This is a genomic window from Clostridium massiliamazoniense (assembly GCF_001403635.1).
Lineage (GTDB): Bacteria > Bacillota > Clostridia > Clostridiales > Clostridiaceae > Sarcina > Sarcina massiliamazoniense.
In genome coordinates this window covers 299,420-318,168 of the sequence record NZ_LN879468.1, presented here as the reverse complement: position 1 = coordinate 318,168, position 18,749 = coordinate 299,420, and the positions used below count along the sequence as shown (strand labels likewise).

General features: G+C 26.9%; 17 protein-coding genes. 5 read left to right on the top strand and 12 right to left on the bottom strand.

Annotation, left to right across the window (positions count from 1 at the left end; translation table 11 throughout):
- Positions 1 to 330 precede the first annotated feature (330 nt).
- The 4 genes from ARA19_RS08415 to ARA19_RS08400 form a co-directional block, all read right to left on the bottom strand.
- Positions 331 to 954, bottom strand: coding sequence for a DUF975 family protein (locus ARA19_RS08415; RefSeq protein WP_055070530.1), 624 nt, complete (start codon positions 952 to 954; stop codon positions 331 to 333).
- Positions 955 to 1,285: 331 nt separating this feature from the next.
- Positions 1,286 to 1,681, bottom strand: a complete 396-nt coding sequence (locus ARA19_RS08410; RefSeq protein ID WP_084764392.1) for a DUF1622 domain-containing protein — start codon at positions 1,679 to 1,681, stop codon at positions 1,286 to 1,288.
- 139 nt (positions 1,682 to 1,820) lie between these two features.
- A complete protein-coding gene (locus ARA19_RS08405; RefSeq protein WP_055070529.1) occupies positions 1,821 to 2,063 on the bottom strand; it encodes a hypothetical protein in 243 nt (80 codons plus the stop codon).
- Between the two features lie 513 nt (positions 2,064 to 2,576).
- Complete coding sequence (locus tag ARA19_RS08400) at positions 2,577 to 6,248, bottom strand: efflux RND transporter permease subunit (RefSeq protein WP_055070528.1); 3,672 nt, start codon at positions 6,246 to 6,248, stop codon at positions 2,577 to 2,579.
- Between the two features lie 449 nt (positions 6,249 to 6,697).
- Between ARA19_RS08400 and ARA19_RS08395 the strand changes: the two genes are divergently transcribed.
- Complete coding sequence (locus tag ARA19_RS08395) at positions 6,698 to 7,054, top strand: hypothetical protein (protein WP_055070527.1); 357 nt, start codon at positions 6,698 to 6,700, stop codon at positions 7,052 to 7,054.
- Between the two features lie 72 nt (positions 7,055 to 7,126).
- Here ARA19_RS08395 and ARA19_RS17885 read toward each other — a convergent pair whose 3' ends face one another.
- The 3 genes from ARA19_RS17885 to ARA19_RS08385 form a co-directional block, all read right to left on the bottom strand.
- Positions 7,127 to 7,276, bottom strand: coding sequence for a nucleotidyl cyclase domain-containing protein (locus ARA19_RS17885; RefSeq protein ID WP_157452240.1), 150 nt, complete (start codon positions 7,274 to 7,276; stop codon positions 7,127 to 7,129).
- Positions 7,277 to 7,297: 21 nt separating this feature from the next.
- Positions 7,298 to 8,269, bottom strand: a complete 972-nt coding sequence (locus ARA19_RS08390; RefSeq protein WP_055070526.1) for a P1 family peptidase — start codon at positions 8,267 to 8,269, stop codon at positions 7,298 to 7,300.
- A 151-nt stretch (positions 8,270 to 8,420) separates the two neighbouring features.
- Positions 8,421 to 8,993 carry a xanthine phosphoribosyltransferase gene (locus ARA19_RS08385; protein ID WP_055070525.1) on the bottom strand — a complete coding sequence of 191 codons (573 nt, stop codon included), beginning with the start codon at positions 8,991 to 8,993 and terminating at the stop codon, positions 8,421 to 8,423.
- 214 nt (positions 8,994 to 9,207) lie between these two features.
- On the opposite strand from ARA19_RS08385, the gene ARA19_RS08380 reads away from it, so the two are divergent.
- Together ARA19_RS08380 and ARA19_RS08375 are read left to right on the top strand one after the other, a co-directional pair.
- On the top strand, positions 9,208 to 10,368 hold the full coding sequence (locus ARA19_RS08380; protein ID WP_055070524.1) for a MalY/PatB family protein: 1,161 nt from the start codon (positions 9,208 to 9,210) through the stop codon (positions 10,366 to 10,368).
- Positions 10,369 to 10,462: 94 nt separating this feature from the next.
- Positions 10,463 to 11,002: an EndoU domain-containing protein gene (locus tag ARA19_RS08375; RefSeq protein ID WP_055070523.1), complete on the top strand. Its 540-nt coding sequence runs from the start codon at positions 10,463 to 10,465 to the stop codon at positions 11,000 to 11,002.
- A gap of 61 nt (positions 11,003 to 11,063) precedes the next feature.
- Here the strand turns inward: ARA19_RS08375 and mprF are convergent, their stop codons facing one another.
- From mprF to ARA19_RS08360, 3 genes are all read right to left on the bottom strand, one after another.
- A complete protein-coding gene (mprF, locus tag ARA19_RS08370) occupies positions 11,064 to 13,589 on the bottom strand; it encodes a bifunctional lysylphosphatidylglycerol flippase/synthetase MprF (protein WP_055070522.1) in 2,526 nt (841 codons plus the stop codon).
- Positions 13,590 to 13,731: 142 nt separating this feature from the next.
- On the bottom strand, positions 13,732 to 14,202 hold the full coding sequence (locus tag ARA19_RS08365) for a methylated-DNA--[protein]-cysteine S-methyltransferase (protein WP_055070521.1): 471 nt from the start codon (positions 14,200 to 14,202) through the stop codon (positions 13,732 to 13,734).
- Between the two features lie 69 nt (positions 14,203 to 14,271).
- Positions 14,272 to 15,225: a polysaccharide deacetylase family protein gene (locus ARA19_RS08360; RefSeq protein WP_055070520.1), complete on the bottom strand. Its 954-nt coding sequence runs from the start codon at positions 15,223 to 15,225 to the stop codon at positions 14,272 to 14,274.
- A gap of 568 nt (positions 15,226 to 15,793) precedes the next feature.
- Between ARA19_RS08360 and ARA19_RS08355 the strand changes: the two genes are divergently transcribed.
- Complete coding sequence (locus ARA19_RS08355; RefSeq protein WP_055070519.1) at positions 15,794 to 16,906, top strand: DEAD/DEAH box helicase; 1,113 nt, start codon at positions 15,794 to 15,796, stop codon at positions 16,904 to 16,906.
- Between the two features lie 163 nt (positions 16,907 to 17,069).
- Here ARA19_RS08355 and ARA19_RS08350 read toward each other — a convergent pair whose 3' ends face one another.
- Positions 17,070 to 17,474, bottom strand: coding sequence for a pyridoxamine 5'-phosphate oxidase family protein (locus ARA19_RS08350; protein WP_055070518.1), 405 nt, complete (start codon positions 17,472 to 17,474; stop codon positions 17,070 to 17,072).
- A gap of 156 nt (positions 17,475 to 17,630) precedes the next feature.
- Here ARA19_RS08350 and ARA19_RS08345 point away from each other — a divergent pair, with 156 nt between their 5' ends.
- Positions 17,631 to 17,954 (top strand): winged helix-turn-helix transcriptional regulator, encoded by a 324-nt coding sequence (locus ARA19_RS08345; protein ID WP_055070517.1) that lies wholly within the window; start codon positions 17,631 to 17,633, stop codon positions 17,952 to 17,954.
- Positions 17,955 to 18,010: 56 nt separating this feature from the next.
- Here the strand turns inward: ARA19_RS08345 and ARA19_RS08340 are convergent, their stop codons facing one another.
- Positions 18,011 to 18,658 carry a pentapeptide repeat-containing protein gene (locus ARA19_RS08340; protein ID WP_055070516.1) on the bottom strand — a complete coding sequence of 216 codons (648 nt, stop codon included), beginning with the start codon at positions 18,656 to 18,658 and terminating at the stop codon, positions 18,011 to 18,013.
- Positions 18,659 to 18,749 lie beyond the last annotated feature (91 nt).

The following is an 18,749-nucleotide window of genomic DNA, read 5'->3' as shown; positions in this document are numbered from 1 at the left end:
AACTTAGTTATTATAACATCATTTAATATTCTTAAAAATACCTTTTTATACAAATAACTTATATTATTGGTTAATTTACCCTCAAAGTTCATTAATGAAAATTATATAAGTATTCTTATTATTAAATAAATGTTTATCTATATAAAAAAACATAATAAAAAATTTAAGAGCTTTAACTTTGTAAATCTAAAAATTACAAAATCAAAACTCTTTCTAAATTTTTATGATTATTTATTGATTTATATCTAATCTTCTTAATATAAACATAGACTTAATTCAAATGGAGTTTTGACTCCATCTCAATGCTTAGTCAAAAGTATTTATAAACTCTTAAATTAATTCTTTTTCTTTGCTTCCTTTTAATTCTAAATAATAATTAGCGAATGTTGTACTATAATATGGCATTAAGAAAATAAATCCTATAAATACAGTTACTATACACACTATATACCATAATATAAAGCTAAGTGCCAAAACAAAAAATTCCCAACAATGACCTTTCATCATTTCATTACTTTCCTTCAAACATTGAATTACTCCTTTAGAATTATCATCTACTAAAATAAATTCTGCCTGTGATAATCTTAATGATACAATTATTCCTGGTATTATAAATAATATAAATCCTATTATTGTAAATATACTTAATAAAATTTTAATTCCTACTGCTTTCCCATATATCTTTGTAAAATACCCTAAATTTTTTATAGAACATTCTTTATTTTTAGCGATATTATAAACTACATATATTATACTAATGAATACTGGATATGCTAATAAAATTGTATATAATAGATTTATAATTTCTCTAGTTCCTCCATTAAATTCATTACTTAACCAATTACCAAATCCTGCAATTACAAAGCAAATAAATACAATAAACGTAATTTTCCAGTAATTATTATCTTTCTTTAATTGTTCTTTAGCTTTGCTCTTTAGTTCTTTTCTATTCATAGCTTTTCCCCCATGTTACAATTTGAAATTATTAATATATTTTACCTGTACGGGGATTATAACACAATAATATTTTATTTTCTTATGTAAGTTTTATTATATTTTTACATATAACAATAAAATTATATCAATATTTATTAAAACTATTTCAATTAATTTTAATTTAAGTAAAATCTACATGTATTATTTACTTTCTTTTAAAGAAACATCAAAATCTTAATATTAAAATAAACATCAAAAATTACTTATTCTACTTTAAATTATATTTTCAAAAAATAGTACCAACATTAATAATACTGATACTACTTAGTTCACAAATTAAATCTTAATTTTATACTTCTTCTATAATGTATTGTTTTTTCTTCTCTTCCTCTAATTTTCTTGCCTCTTCTAACTTCTTTTCTCCTTCTAATTTTCTTTCTCCTTTTACCTCCCAATGTATTACAAAGGCTAATACCGCCCTAAGTAATATAACAGCACCTAATATGTACATTTCATCTAAATTTTGAACAAGAACTGTTTTTAATATCTCAGCACCAAGCTTAAACTCTAAAGCTAAGGTTAAAGATTCTGCAAAATCAATTTTAATAGAATAATTTTTCTTCATTAATAAATTCATAAGATATTTATAAAAAGCTCTAAGTCCTCCTATAGCTATTATAGTTATTCCAAATAATTCTAATAAATGAATAATTTCTGGTATTATTATTTTTATTAATTCACCCATTTTTCCTCACCTTTTCTTTTTTTATTAATTATCGTAAAATAATCAATAAACTTTAAAAAAATAGATGTATTAAACAAAATATTTTTTATTGCTTAATACATCTCTATTCTTTAATTATTATATTCATTTATTAAAGCCTCTATAGTTTTGAAACTGTTGATTTTGATTCTAATTCTTTTATAGCTGATTTAAATACTTTTATCACTTCGTTATTTATAATTTCATCATCTAAATTATCTAAATCTCTAAGAATTCTTTCAACTTGAATTCTATACTTATTTATTCTCTTAAATTCAATTCTTTCTTGAATATTATTTTCTAAAATGGCTTCTTCCCTTTTCTTATTTTTCATTCCTCTATCTAAAAGATATACTCTAAGCATAATTATACTCCTCCCTCTTAAATAATATAAATAAACTTCTAAATAAATCTTTAAGTTAATTACTTATTAATAATAATTATTGCTTAATTATTATATCACTTTAATAATTCCATTAAAATCAAGTACTTCTATAAAATTTAATTATAAAAATCACTTTAAATTATTTAAATAACAATTTAAAGTGATTTTTTTACTTTTAAATTCAATAAATTCCATTTTTAACTTAAAAAATGATATTTATTTCCATGTATTATTATTTTTTCACTTATATTTTTTTAAAATTTTAACAATATAATTAATCTTTTTATATTCTTAGAGTAAGTAAATAAATTTCTCCCTCTATTTTAGCATCATCAAATATCTTTTCAAATCTGACCATATTTTACCTCCATAAAAATCCTTTTATAAATAATATTATTCTACAGTTTTTTTAAAAACCTTTTTTATCTCATAACTAAAGTCTCTATAAACGCAGAAAGGATGTATCTATAATTTGATACATCCTCTAAACTGTTATTGCTTTTGCAATTCTTTTACTTCATTTTCACTTTTATTTTTATTCTTATCTTTACTTTTTTTCTTTCTCTTTCTGTTTAATACAGCATACATTATTGGTACTACAAATAGAGTTAATATTGTAGCATAAGCAAGTCCACCTACAGTTACTATAGCCATTGGCTGTATCATATCTGCTCCTGTTCCTAAGCCCATTGCTAAAGTTAACAACCCTAATATTGTTGTAAGAGCAGTCATTAATATTGGTCTTACTCTTGTTTTTCCAGCTACTATTAAAGCTTCATTCATTTCCAATCCTTCTTCTCTTAACTGATTTACAGAATCAACAAAAACTATACCATTATTAACTACTATACCAGATAATATTAAGAATCCTAACATTGCAATCATACTAATTTCAAAATTTGTAAGATATAATGCTAAAAATCCTCCTGTAAATGCTAATGGTATTGTAAATAGAACTATAAATGGAGAACGTAATGATTGGAATTGCGCAACCATTATTAAGTATATAAATACTATTGCTAAAGTAATCATTTTTACTAAATCTCCGAAGGCCTGATCCATTGACTCTTTTTCACCCTCTAAATCTATTGTATAACCTGCTGGTACTTTATAATCCTTTAGCTTTTTCTCTATTTCTTTATTTACAAGACCCACATTATGTTCCTTATCTACTGTTGCATTAATAGTTATTGTTCTTAATTGACCTTCATGGTTTATTGCCATTAAGCTATCTGCTTCTGACAAAGTAGCTATACCACTTAAAGGAATTTTTTCTTCTTTTCCATCTTTACTTACTTTAAGTTTATAATCCTTTAAAGTATCTTTAAGAACTTTACTTTCTTCACCATTAACTAATACCATTGGGTATTCCTTGTTTTCTATATTTAAATTAGTAGAAGTTGCTTCATTTTTAATTGCTGTAGCCACTTCTTGATAAACTTGAGCTACAGTTAATCCATGAGCCATAGCCTTTTCTTTATCTACTGTAATTATTACTTCCTTAGCCCCTTCTTCTAATCCATTGGTTACATTGGTTGCTCCTTCAGTCCCCTGTACCATCTTTGTAATATCCTTTGCAATTTCTTTAAGCTTATCTAAGTCACTACCCTTTATTGCAACATTAACTCCTGAACCACCTAAAGCTGACATATCCATTGTTTCTGTTTGAACTTTAATTTCACATTTTAAATCTTTAGTAAGCTTCTTTATTTCAGCTCCAACTTCTTGGCTGCTAAGTTTTTTATCATCCTTTAAAAGAATGTACATTGAAATTTCATTCTTAGAAGTAGGATTCATATTATTTGATTTTTCCATAGCACCAATAGTTTTTATATCTTCAATGGAACTTATTTTTTCAATAATTGTATCACTCATTTTTCTAGCTTCAGCCTTATCAGTACCTCTCGGCATTGTCATCGTTAAAGATATTTGTGTTCCATCAGAAGCTGGCATTAAAATAGTTCCCCTTGAAACACTTAACAAAGCACTACCTATGAATAACACAAGAGATATTACCAATATTAAAACCTTGTGCTTTAAAGCCTTTCTTAAAAGCCCTTCATAGAAGTTAACTCCCTTATCAAATAATTTATGTTCCTTTTCATCAGTAGTACGTAAAACTAAAGATGACATAGCTGGAACTAATGTTAAAGCAACTATTAAACTTGCCACTAAAGAATAGGCTATTGTTAATCCCATATCAGTAAATAACTGACGTGATAAGCCTTGAGTAAATACTATAGGTAAAAATACAGAAACTGTTGTTAGTGTAGAAGCTATTATAGCTCCTGCAACTTGAGCTGCACCCTTTACAGCTGCTTCCTTTGCTGGCATTCCCTCATTTCTAAGCCTATAGGTATTTTCTATAACAACTATACTATTATCAACGAGCATTCCTACCCCTAAGGCTAGTCCTCCTAGTGATATTATGTTCATTGTTACTCCACTAAAATACATCATTACCACTGCAAAAAGTAAACTTATAGGTATACTTACTGCAATTATTATTGTTGGTCTTATACTCTTTAAGAATAAGAATAATATAAGGATAGCTAATGCTCCACCTAATAATAAGTTTTGAAGTACTGAGTTTATAACAAAGTCTATATAAACACCTTGGTCTTGAAGAGCTGTTATATGAACCTTAGAATCCTTCTTAGTAAGCTCTTTTATAGTCTTATTTATTTTATCTGAAACCTCTGAAGTTGATGCATTGCTTTGCTTTTGTATGCTAAACATTATGCCATCATTTCCATTTATCTTTGTATATAGAGAATCTGAATTATCATCCATCTCTACAGTAGCTATATCTGAAAGTTTAACCTCTCCAACTCCAGCTGTTCCCATATTCATTAAAACTACATTTTTTAATTCTTCTAAGTCCTTTATTTTGTCTCCAACTTTAACTGCAAATTTATTTAACCCATCATCTATATACCCAGCAGGCATTGAAAAGTTTTGAGCCATTAAAATCTTTGCTATATTTTCCTTTGTTATTGCAAAACCTATGTTAGCTTTTGCATAAGCCTCATCTCTAGCTTTCTCAAACTCTTTTGTAGCTCTATTTAATTCAGCTTCACTTGCAGCTAAACTAGCATTTACTTTACCTAATTCTTGATTTAAAACTAACTTACCAACTTCTAAATCTTTTTCACCTTTTTTTATTTCTTCTAATTTACTTTCTAAAGTTGGTTTTTGATTATCAATATCTGAAATAGCAGCTTCTAACTTAGTTATAGCCTCATTAAATTGCTTTATAGCTTCCCTTTCTTCATCCTTTACAGAAACATTATTTTCTTCTTGCCATTTTATAACCTTTTCTAAAGCATCTCTTTTAGATATTAAGTCAGCCTTTTGACTTTCTAATTCTTTTTTAAGCTTAGGTAAATCTTTAAGAGCTGATTCTAATTGGTTTTTCCCGTCTCCTAATGCTTGTCCACCAGTAGCAAGATCCTCAGCCTTTTTCTTACCTTCTTCATCTAATTTCTTCTTAGCATCTTTAATTTCAGCTTTTGCCGAATTTAATTTTGCTTCTCCATCAGCTAAATTAGCATCTATTGTTCTTAGTACTTTATTATTTATTTCCTCTATTTTCTTTTCATCTAGTGTTATTTTTATTCTCTCTTCTAAAAGACCTATTGCATCAACTGATGCAACTCCATCTATACGTTCGAAAGAAGGAATAATATTATTCTTTACATATTCAGAAAGTTCCTTCCCTTTTAATCCTTCAACATCCACAGTAGCAACCATAATTGGTAGCATATTTGGATCCATTTTCATTATAGTTGGATTTTGTACATTTTCCCCTAAACTAGATTTTATCAAATCAATTTTTGAATTCAAATCTATAATTGCACTATCCATGTTTATTCCAGCATTAAACTCTACCATAATTAAACTGGAATTTTCTCGCGATATACTATTAATTTTCTCTACTCCTGCAGTAGTAGACAAAACCTTTTCCAAAGGTTTTGTTACTTCTAATTCTACCTTTTCAGGATTAGCCCCAGCATACGTAGTCATAACCACCACAAAAGGTAACTCAATTTTAGGTAATAAGTCTGTTTTCATTCCTAAAAAAGAAACAGCACCTAAAATAATAACTAAAATTACAGCTACAAACACTGTTAGTGGTTTTTTCACACTAAATTTAGAAATCATAATTTTATCCCCCAATAAAAAGCTTATGTTACTAATTCTGTTTTCCATTAATTCTATCATTTACTATTTTTTAATTCAATATAAATTAAATGGATTTAATGTTATTTTTTTATTATAATAATAATTTTTAAAGTTTATTATTAAAATTAACCCAAATTTATAAATATAAAATAATAAAGTATAGAATAAAGAAAATTCATAGAAATTTTATTATTATACAAAATTTATCTAAGAAACTCTTATATATATTTTTCAATTTCATATAACTCTTTATTTGCACAAAAAATTGTATATATATAAAATTAAGTTAAAAATAAACAGATATAAATTCCTAGATAAATTCAACTAGGATTAAAATTATCTGAATTAAACCCCAATTTATGACTTATTACTTAAATTAATCTCTCTAATAAAACTAAAAAATACATTTTACATGGAGGTTATATCTAATGAAAGAAATAGTTGAATTTAAAGAAGAATATTACGAAAATTTACTAAATAACATAAAAACACACGCCTCAGAAATTTTTGAAAAAATTTCAGCAAATAAAGAAATTAATGTAAAAGATGATGAAGAATTTATAAACACATCTTTAGATACTATAGAAATTTTATTAAAGCAATCTACTATGCATAATGAAGATTTTTTACTTGAATTACAATCCTATTTAAAAAGAATTCACTCATTGCTTGGACACTATAATAAAGCTGAAAATCATGAAGAAAAAAAAGGATTACTTCATAAATACAAATATCGAATTTTAAAAGGTCTTTTAGATCTTGAATATGAAATAGGCACAATCTAAATAATACAGCTTCCCTTTTGAGTAAATTATCTCTAAAGGAAAGCTGTATTTTACTTTTAACCTAATATTATTTTATTTTTTTGCAACATATAAAAGTTTGTCTACTATTTTAAGAGTTTTATTTATGTCATCAAAATTAAATTCATAAATTCCACCACTAAAGGATATAGTTACTCTATTCATAAATTCACTTTCCCCGATTTCTTCTCTTACTTGATCCAAAATTATATATATCTATCATCGCTAATTATCAGATAACTCCTTTTTACTTATATAGCCATAAGCAGTTTCTGCATTATTAATTGCATTAACAACTGCTTTTTCCATAGCATAAGTTGATAATTCTGCTACTAAATTAATATCTGCCTCAATTAATCCACTTGATATAGAAAAAATAGTATCTCCATCAAACATGGTATGTGCTGGTTTTATAGTTCTAGCAAAGGCATTATGTGATACTGAAGCAATTCTTTTATTCTCAGCTTTTGTAAATTTAGCATTAGACATTACAACACCTATAGTTGTATTACCTTTAAAAGCTTTTATTGATTTATCATAGTTTTCAAAAAGAAATTTTTGTGTATTATAAAATTTTTTCTCTTCTTTATTAAATGCCCCACCTATTATCTGTCCATTTTCAGGATTAATAACATCACCAACACAATTTACTCCAACTATAGCGCCTACTTTTAAATCTCCAATTTCTACTGCATAACTTCCAAACCCACCTTTCATTGCATATTCTGGTCCTAACATCTTTCCAATGGTTGCTCCTGTTCCACAACCTATGTTTCCATTAATATTTTTCTTATAACTTTCTGCATTTTTAGCTGCTTTATAACCCATTTCTTTGTTTGGTCTCACCTTTGAATCACCACATAGCAAGTCAAATAATACAGCTGAACATACGATTGGAACCTTTCCTACACCAACATCAAATCCAACATTACATTCCTCTAAATACTCCATTACACCAGAAGATGCATCTAAACCAAAAGCTGAACCTCCTGCAAGAACAATAGCATGTACCTTTTCTATCATTTCTGTAGGTTCTAATAAATCTGTTTCTCTTGTTCCTGGTGCCCCTCCTTTTACTGAAACTCCAGCACTTCCTCCTTCTTTACTTAATAAAACTGTACATCCTGTTCCTGCTTTTATATCTTCACTATGTCCTAATAAAAATCCATCAATATCTTGTATATTTATTTCCTTCATAACCACTTCTCCTAACAATACAACCTTTTTCTATTTATAAAAATTAATATTTATTATTTAATTTACAAAATTAAACTATGACAAAGTGAACCTTTATTTTATCTTGTCATAGTTTAACTAACTTTAAAATTTTTAATTAAGTTTTATTATCTTATCTAAATTTGATTTCTCCATTTTCTATAGAATCTATAATAGCTAAAGATTCAACTCTAGCTCCCATAGCCTCTAACACTTCTCTACCTTCTTGGAATCCTTTTTCTATTACAATACCAATTCCCACCAAATTACATTTTGCCATATTCACTAATTCGATTAATCCTTTAGATGCGCAACCTTTTGCTAGGAAATCATCTATTATTAATATATTTTCTCCCTCATTTAAGAATCTTTTTCCTACTCTAACTGTATATTCTTTGTTCTTTGTAAATGACATAACCTTTGTTTCATATAAATCACTATCTAAGTTTAAGCTCTCTACTTTTTTAGCAAAGACAACTGGAACATAATCAAAATATTGTGATACAATTGCAGCAATTCCTATACCTGATGCTTCTATAGTTAAAATCTTGTCTATTTTCTCTTCAGCAAAGATTCTTTTAAATTCTTTACCAATTTCATTTAAAAACTTTATGTCCATTTGGTGATTTAAAAAGTTATCAACCTTTATTATGTTCCCTTCCCTTACTCTTCCTTCTTCTCTTATTTTATCTTCTAAACTTTTCATTTTGCACTCCCCTTTTCAACATATTTCGATTATTTATCTCTTTGTTATAATAATAACATTTTTTTCTTTTAATATAAACGCATTTAAATGTTAAAATAGAAACTATAAGAATAAACTAAGACTTAATTCAAATAGAATTTTAGTTCTAGCTGAGCTTTAGTTCTAATTTAATTTTAGTGGAAGTTATCTATAGACCTGTGGCTGTTTATCTGAAATAATCGATAGAAGTGATAATTTTTCAGTTAAGTGGTCTGAAATGGATATAAACTTCGGTAGCAATGATTTATTACCAATGTGGGTAGCAGACATGGACTTCAAGGTTGCACCTGCAATTTTAGAAAGTTTAAAAAACAGATTAGAACAAGGAATTTATGGTTATACAACACGACCAGAAAGTTACAATGATTCTATTAAAAACTGGTTAGAAAAAAGATTTCAATGGTCTATAAATAAAAATTGGCTTTTATTTAGCCCTGGTGTAATTCCAACAATAAGTTTAGCTATAGACTCCCTTACTAAAGAAGGGGATAAAATTATGATTCAACAGCCTGTTTATAGTCCATTTAGTTCTGTAGTTAGAAATAATAATAGAGAACTTGTTGTAAGTCCTCTAAAAAAAATAGAAAATGGCGACTATGTCATGGACTATGAAAATATCGAAAATAATATAAGAAATGTAAAAATGTTTTTACTTTGCAATCCTCATAACCCTGTAGGAAGAGTTTGGAGAAAAGAAGAACTTGAAAAGCTTGGTGAAATATGTTTAAAACATAATGTTATTGTAATATCTGATGAAATTCATAGTGATATAATTTTTAAAAATCATAAGCATACTCCATTTGCTTCAATAAGTGATGAATTATCTAATATAACAATTACATGTATGTCTCCAAGCAAAAGTTTTAATATTGCAGGACTTCAATGCTCCTATGCTATTACTTCAAATGAAGACTATTTATATGCTTTAGATAAAGCTTTTACGCGAATAGATATAAAAAGAAATAATGCATTTAGCCTTGTAGCAACTGAAGCTGCTTATAAAAATTGTGAAAATTGGCTTGATCAACTTTTAATTTATCTAGAAAGCAATGCAGATTTTGTTGTAGACTATATAAACAAAAATGTTCCTGAAGTATCTGTGAAAAAACCAGAAGGTACTTACTTAATGTGGCTTGATTTTTCAAAACTAAATAAAACTGATTTAGAAGTAAAAAAAGCCTTACTAAATGTAGGAAAAGTAGCCCTTAACTATGGTCCATCCTTTGGAATAGGCGGCGAAGGCTTCCATAGATTAAATATAGCTTGTCCTAAATTAATGTTAAGAGATGCTTTATCAAGAATAGAAAAAGCAGTAAGTTATTTAAAAGAGAATTAAAAGTTCCATTTTTGCATATAATAATCTCTTAACAATACTCATATTTATTTGATATAATTGAAAAATAAACAATATTTTTAAATAGGAGTAACAAATGAAAAGAAATTTTTTAATAATTATTATTGTTATTATAATTGCTGCTGTTTTTGCATTTATAAATTATTCTAACAAAGGTGATAATTATCATGACCACAGAGCAAGCAATGATAAGGGAGTCTATACTACATCTGATGTAAGCCATTTAAAAAATACTAGTAATTTTTTACCTAGCGCTATTAAACATATTTTCTTTGGTACTGTAAAAGATGGCAAAGCAGAAGGTTTCCATTATGCTAATATAAAAAATTCATCTAGTTGTATTATTTCTGGAACAGAATCTGCTCCTAATGCTTTTGGGGTATTTAAGGCTAAAGCCGAAATTGATGGAAAAGTTAAATCTGATGATAATGGATATTCTACATTTTTCCCAAATTCTATGAGCCCTCAAAAGGTTATAGATTCTATTAATGAAGCTTATTCAAATGCTCAAAATATTCATGGTAATATTTATGTAGGTAAGGCTAAAAACGGTATGAAAATAGAAATGTATTTAACTTCTGATGGTAAAATAATTTCTGCTTTCCCTAAATATTAAAATAAAAGAAATAAGAGTGTCACTAAAGAGGAATTATAATTCCACCTTTAGGACACTCTTACTATTTTTTCTTTGATGTGGATACTGTTAAATTAGCTTGTAAAGATGTTATTGGAAGCTTTAATTTACTTTTATAAGCTAAAAATTTAGGTTCCCAACTATTAGCATACTTTCCTTTAAACTTCTTAAGACCTTCAAAAGAATAAAATCTTTGACCATAATAATAAAGTTGATAGGCTAATCTTTCACTTAAAAATGAATATTTAGATGTACCTACATTTGAAAGTGGTGCTACTCCAAAATCAAAGGTTTCATAATTATTTTCTTTTCCCCATTCTAGCAACTGAACAAACATATAATCCATTACTCCCCTTGGAGTATCCCTAGAAAATCTCATTAAATCTGAACAAAATCTCTTATTTTCCCCATAGGTTGGCATTATTGTTACAAAGGCCTTTAATACACCTTCGCTATCTCTAACTATTCCTAAGGGACCATCATTTATATAGTCTTCATCAAAAAATCCCATTGAAAATCCCATTTCTTTTCTTCCATTTAACCACTTATCAGAAATTTCTTTCATTTCATTTAAAAGCCCTGAAGAAAATGGACCATAAATGACCTCAAAGCTATATCCTTCTCTATTAATTTTATTACAACAAGTTCTCACCTTTTGCATTTTTTGACCTGCTATAGTAAAACTTTGAACATCAACCACCGCTGATTCTCCTAGCTTCATAAATTCATATCCAAATTCATGTAATACCTCAAGCATTTGTCCATTAACTTCAAAGAATATTGGAATATATCCAAAGTTATCTGCAAAATCATAAAATTCTTCTATAAATTCTTTCATAGTATCAAGATTTCCTATAGGATTGCCTAGAACCATAAGTTTGTCTGAATAAACTGAATATTGTATCATTCCATCATATTTATCTGATAAATAAACATACTTATCTTTTAAATAAACTAAATGTGTAAGAGAAGTTCCATTGTATTTTTCTAATATTTCTTTTATTCTATCTAAATTATCATCAACAGTACTATGAACTATTTTGTTTCTATATTTACCAATGAAATACATAATTATAATAAATATTAAAGCAGCTATCATTCCCATAGTACTGAAGCTAACTAAATTTCTATATACATGTATAGCTCTAAAAATCCTTTTTAAGCCGTGGGCATTAAAAGGAAAACTTAAATAAGCTACAGCTATATATATTAACCAAAATCCGCCTATCATTACTACATTGTATATTATTGTTTCTATTCCTATTACAAAACTTTCTTTAGAAAATTCTTTTTTACTAAGTGCTAGAGCAAAAGCTACTAATATAAGATAGCTTGCTGCTATATAGTTAAAAGATTTCATTATTGTTAAGATAGTTCCTACTAATAAAAAAGCAACTGTTAAATAGTGGATACTTTTTGCTTTATATTTTAATAAACTAGACATCACTATAAGTAAAAAGCCTACAGTTATTACTAAAGCCTTTGAAAAGTGCATTTCTGTAGCATAACTTAAAAATTTTAATTCTTTAAATCTATATACTAAACCTGGAACTGCATTACTAATTAATAAAGCTATTCCAGATATAAGAACTAAAGCTCTAAGAAATACTACTCCTACTTTCCCTATCACTGTCTCTATGACACTTTTTAATTTTTTATTTGTATTTGCCCAAAAATCTACTAAAAATAATATTCCTGCTATTATAAGTGGATTTATATAATAAGTAATTCTGTATAATACTACTGCTAATACTCCATATTCCTTCGGAATACCTAAAATTATTAGACCTACTAACATGGATAAATCAAAGGCTCCTACTCCACCAGGTAACATACTTATAACACCTAATATCATAGAAAGTAAGTATATAGGAAAGAAATAACCAAAATAAATATTAATCCCTAACACTTTTAATATTAAGAAAAATAATATTACTGGTAAAAGCCAATCTAAAAAAGATACCATACTTACAGATAGTACATATTTATATTCTAAAGCTTCCTTATCGTCATTCTTATTCTTAATTAATTTATATATAATAAGCACTGGAATATATAAGGCTACTATAATCGTAATTACACCAGAAAAGGTAAATAAATTAATACTTTTACAATAAAATATAATATAAATTATAGAAAGTATTGATAAGCCAATTGGATTTAATTTAGTAACCCTAGAAATTTCCTTTACTAGATTATTTGAATCTTTTATTTCATTTTTATAAAATGTTGTTCTAAGATTTATCTCCACTGCATCTCCAATACTAGCTACAGTATTCACAGCATTTGATATCCATCCATATTTTAATATATTTCTATAAGAAATATCTAACTTTAATTTTTTACTTATTAAGTAATCATAAAGACACATAGGTATAAATGCTATAAATCCTATTACTACTATAAATACAAATGATGTAATTGAAAGATGAGCTAATGCCTTTTCTAAAACTCTAACTCTAAAAGTTCCAAAAAACTCCTTAGACCCTAAAGTTAATAATAATAAAATTATAACTCCCACTAACCCTCTAAATAAAGTTAGTATTTTCTTTTGCTTAATAAATTCCATATAGTCACCTTATCCTAAGTTTCATTATCTTATTATTAAAATTTTCATCATATAATTTTAGAAAATAGCTTCTAAAGTTAACTCTTCCTAATTTTAGAAGCTATTTTTAAACTCAACTCAATATTATACAATATAATATAAATTATTTCATCTTCATTTCACTTTCAAGCTTTAAAAGTTCCTTTTTCACATCTATTCCCCCAGCATATCCAACTAAATCACCTTTTATCCCTACCACTCTATGACATGGAACTACTATGTGAACTGGATTTTTATTATTTGCCCCCCCAACAGCCCTAACTGCCTTTTCATTTCCTATTGCTATAGCTATATCTTTATAACTTCTAGTTTCTCCATAGGGAATCTCTCTTAAAGCATTCCATACTTTCTTTTGAAACTCTGTTCCTGAAGGCTCTATTGGAAAGTCAAATACCTTTCTTTTTCCCTCAAAAAACTCTATTATCTCATTATAAGCTTTTTTAGTTAATGTACTTTCTCTCATAATTTGTGGAACACACTTTTCCTTTGTAAATTTCAATTCTATAATAGCTTTACCATTATCACATATTAATATATTTCCTAATTTTGTTTCATAAATAAATTTATTAATCACTCTTGAGTACTCCTAACTTAATCTAGTTAAAATTTTTTTATAACTAGTCACTGTATTATTTTTTTAATATTATATCATTATTTTAAAACTATATCCCTCGCTTTTAAAGTACTCTATAATTTCAGGTAAAGCTCTCACTGTCAAATACTTTTGTTCTGTATCATGCATTAATAACACTACATGATTTTTTCCCGCTGCTGATTTTTTAGCATAATCAACTAATTCATTAACTGAGTAATTTTTTCCCTCTGCATCTCCATTTAAAGCATTCCAATCTATACTTGCTATATTCTCTCTTTTTAATCTATCTTTAAATGAGCTTAAATTGGGGTCGTTATAAAATTCTCTGCTCATTTCCCCACCGGGCATTCTTATTAAATTACTTGAAAATTCATCTCCCAAAATCTTTCTAATTTCATCCTCCGTTTTATTGTATTCTTCCATATAATCTGATATAGACACTGCTTGATTTGGATATATTTTTTTATAACTATGATTATAAGTATGATTCCCAATAGCATTTCCACTTTCAAAAATTTCTTTTAAGTACTCTGGATTATTCTTTACAGCACTACCTAAAACAAAAAAAGTTCCATTAACATTATATTTTTTTAAAACATTTAAAATTTCTATAGTATTCCTACTTGGACCATCATCAAAGGTTAAAAATACTATTTTTTCATCAGCTAAAGGTCCTTCATATTGTCCCTTTAACATCTTTTCAACATCATACTTACTAACTCCACTTGCTCTAGCACTTCCTAAACAATTCCTTGACTCTATATTTTCTATGTTATTTTTAGTTTCTTCTTCCTCTTTTAATTCTTTATCATTATCTTTTACTATCTCTTTTTTCTCTTCCTCTTCTTTTTTATTTTCATCATCTCTTTCCTTATTTATAAATCCAAAATCTTCATTAAGTGACTCATCCTCATCACTAACAAACCTTGTACATCCTACATTAATCATTGAAATACTTGTTACTAATCCTATTAATAATAAAAATTTCCCTATACTTTTCATATTTTTTTGCCCCTTTTATATCTCATAATTAATTCTCCCTATAAGGCTATAATTGATTTTTTAACTTTATTTAAAATAAATGTAGACTTAATGATGGAATTTTGATTCCATCTGAATGCTTAGTGGTCGGTATCTAGAAACGTGAATCTGTTTATCTCCTATTTATAAAAGTAAGAGTATTACAGCCTCTAGCTATCAGATAAAAATTACGTTTTAAATTAACCTTCCATTTCAATATATGTTTTTAAAAAGAATATTTATTATCCTAAAAAAAAATTGTATCTTATTTGTAACTTAATATTAATTTACTGATAGCTATCATTCCTCATTTTCTTTTTACTGCATGTACTTATTACCTTGAAAATTTAAGTTTATCACTATACAAAATAGCCTCTAAAAATTTTACTTATTCCTATACTAATTTAGAAAAAATTTAGTAATATTTTAATTTCTTAAATTTGACTGTTTCTAAATTAAATGCTATTATTAGTGGACAATTTTTTAATTAACTATAAAGGAATTTATTAAAAAAATTCCCTAAATACATACTAAGAAAGGGTTTACTATTATGAATTTTAGTGATTTAAATATAAATAAAAACTTAATTTCTCTATTAAATAAACATGGTATAAAAACTCCAACAGCAATTCAAGAAGAAGCCATTCCCTACATATTATCTGGAAAGGATTTTATAGGTGAAGCTAAAACAGGTACCGGTAAAACTTTGGCCTTTTTAATTCCTCTTATACAAAACATAAACTCAAAAAATAGCAATACTCAGCTTTTGATTATAGCTCCTACTAGAGAACTTGCTATTCAAATAACTGAAGAAGCCAATAAACTTAATTATAATGATGAACTTAATATACTAGCTGCTTACGGTGGAAAAGATATTGGTTCACAACTAAAAAAATTAAAGAACAATATCCACATAATAATTGCCACACCTGGTAGATTAATAGACCATATAAAAAGAGGCTCTATAAATTTAAAAAATCTAAAGGCACTTGTTATAGATGAAGCTGACCAAATGCTTTTAATGGGTTTTAAAAATGAAATAGATGAAATAATGAAAGCAGTTCCTAAGAAACGTCAAACACTTTGTTTCTCTGCAACAATGGACTCACAAGTAAAAAAATTAGCTTATAGATATATGAACGATCCTGTATTTGTTGATATTAAAGATGAAACACCTACAGTTGATAAAATTAAACAAGAAGTAGTATTTTCAAGTGATAGATGGAAACAAGATACCCTTTGCACTGTTTTGAAGGAAGATAATCCTTTCATGGCTATAATCTTCTGTAGGACTAAAAGAAGAGCTGATGTTTTAGAAATTGCTTTACATCAAAAAGGTTTCAACTGTGCAAAAATACATAGTGATGTACCTCAAAATAAGAGAGAAAGAATAATAAAATCTTTTAGAAATGCTGATATTCAATATTTAATTGCTACTGACGTTGCAGCTAGAGGACTTGATGTAACAGGAGTAACTCATATATACAACTATGATATTGCTGAAAGTGCTGAAATATATATTCACCGTATAGGAAGAACTGGTCGTGCTGGTGAAGAAGGATATACTTGTATGTTTGTAGCTCCTAAAGATGAAAAGATTTTAAGAAATATAGAAGAAAAAATTGGATTTACTATAAATGAAAGAAAAGCTAATATTCAATAATTAACCTATGTTTCTTTATCTTAGTCTTATAGGTCATTGAAATATTACAAACACTAGGTTATGAGATAAAAATTTAATGTATATTCTAAATTATTCTTATAATGCAAGGAGTATTAAAAATAGGAATCACATTCCTTTTTTTAATACTCCTTTATCTTATTTATTATAAATTATATTCCTTTGGAGGATTTCCTGAAAAGTCTGCAAGTGTTGCCTTACCATTTCCTATATAAAACACCTCAAATATTGGATTTACTTCTGTTTTATATATACTCTTTACAAGTTCGCTTGAATTTATAACCTTTCTTTTTATATCCATGTCACTTATAAATATAGGCTCTCCACTTAATCTAACCCATTGAAACTTAGGATTTGATATTGTCACTTCAATATAAGGTGTTTTCTTTATTTCTGCATAAACATCCTTTTGATTATTTGTACAAAAATATAATTTCCCCTCTTCTTCCATCATAAATTGAAAAGGTCTTACTTTTGGTTTTCCATCTAACCCTATAGTTGCTAAATATTGAACATCATTGTCATTTAAAAATTTCACTATCTCTTTCATAATTAATTCTCCTTCATACTTTCTTTATTTTTAAGCTTTTATTGAAAACTTTTTTCTCTGCTATTATAATAAATCTTATACATACTATTGTATAGTAAGCACTTAAAAGTGCTATAGTATCCTTTAAGATACTATTAAGAAAGGAAGTTGATTTAAATGGAAAAAACTTTACCTCCATGTCCTGTTGAAGTTACCCTTCAACTTATAGGTGATAGATGGAAGGTTTTAATATTAAGAGATTTAATGGATGGTACTAAAAGATTTGGAGAATTAAAAAAATCTATAGGTTCAATCACTCAAAAGGTTTTAACCTCAAATTTAAGAGCTATGGAAGCTAATGGATTATTAACTAGAAAGGTCTATGCACAGGTTCCTCCAAAAGTAGAATATACACTAACTGAAACTGGATATAGCCTTAAACCAATTCTTGATTCAATGGCAAATTGGGGCGAAAATTACAAAAGTAATAATTCAAAATAAAAATAAGGGGATGCACTAACATTGTAGATACATCCCTGTAATTTTTATAAAAATTCTTAAATTAATTCTTCTCTTATATATGCTCTTATAGCATTTACTATATAACTTAATGTACAAAAATCATGGTCTAATTTTTCTGCTAATAAATTAAGTCCTTTTCTTAATTCATAATCGCTAAACACTTCTAAAAGTCTCATTATACTCATTGGATTTATATTTCCTTCTTTAGTATCTAAAACTCTAGACTTTTTTATTTTTTCATTAGTTAATGCCTTTTCAATTACATCTTTTAAACCATCACTTATTTCTACAGTTGGCATTTCTTCAAATATTCTTATCTCAGAATCATTTAAGTTTAAATTTAATGCTTTTGATAGGTCTGTATCTAAAAAGATTACATTTTTAAATTGAGCTCCTCTAAAATCTACTCCTGATAAATTAGCACCTTCAAATATAACATTACTTAATATAGCATTTTTAAATTTACTTTTCTTAAGGTTTGTTCCTATAAATTCTGTTGATTCAAATATTCCATCAAAAAAATCACAAGATTTAAAGTGCGCTCCTCTAAAACTTGCAAAATTAAAATTTGACCCAGAAAAATCACAGTTATAACAATTACTTCTTCTAAAATCCTTATACATAAAATTTTTATTTGTTTTTTGTGCATTACTATAATTAAATCTTTCGCTTACATTATTCATCTTGATCTCTCCTCTAAATCTATAAAAAAAAGCCCTAGTTAAGACTTAACTCTGACCTTTAACTTAATTACATTTTTAATTTTATAATTGC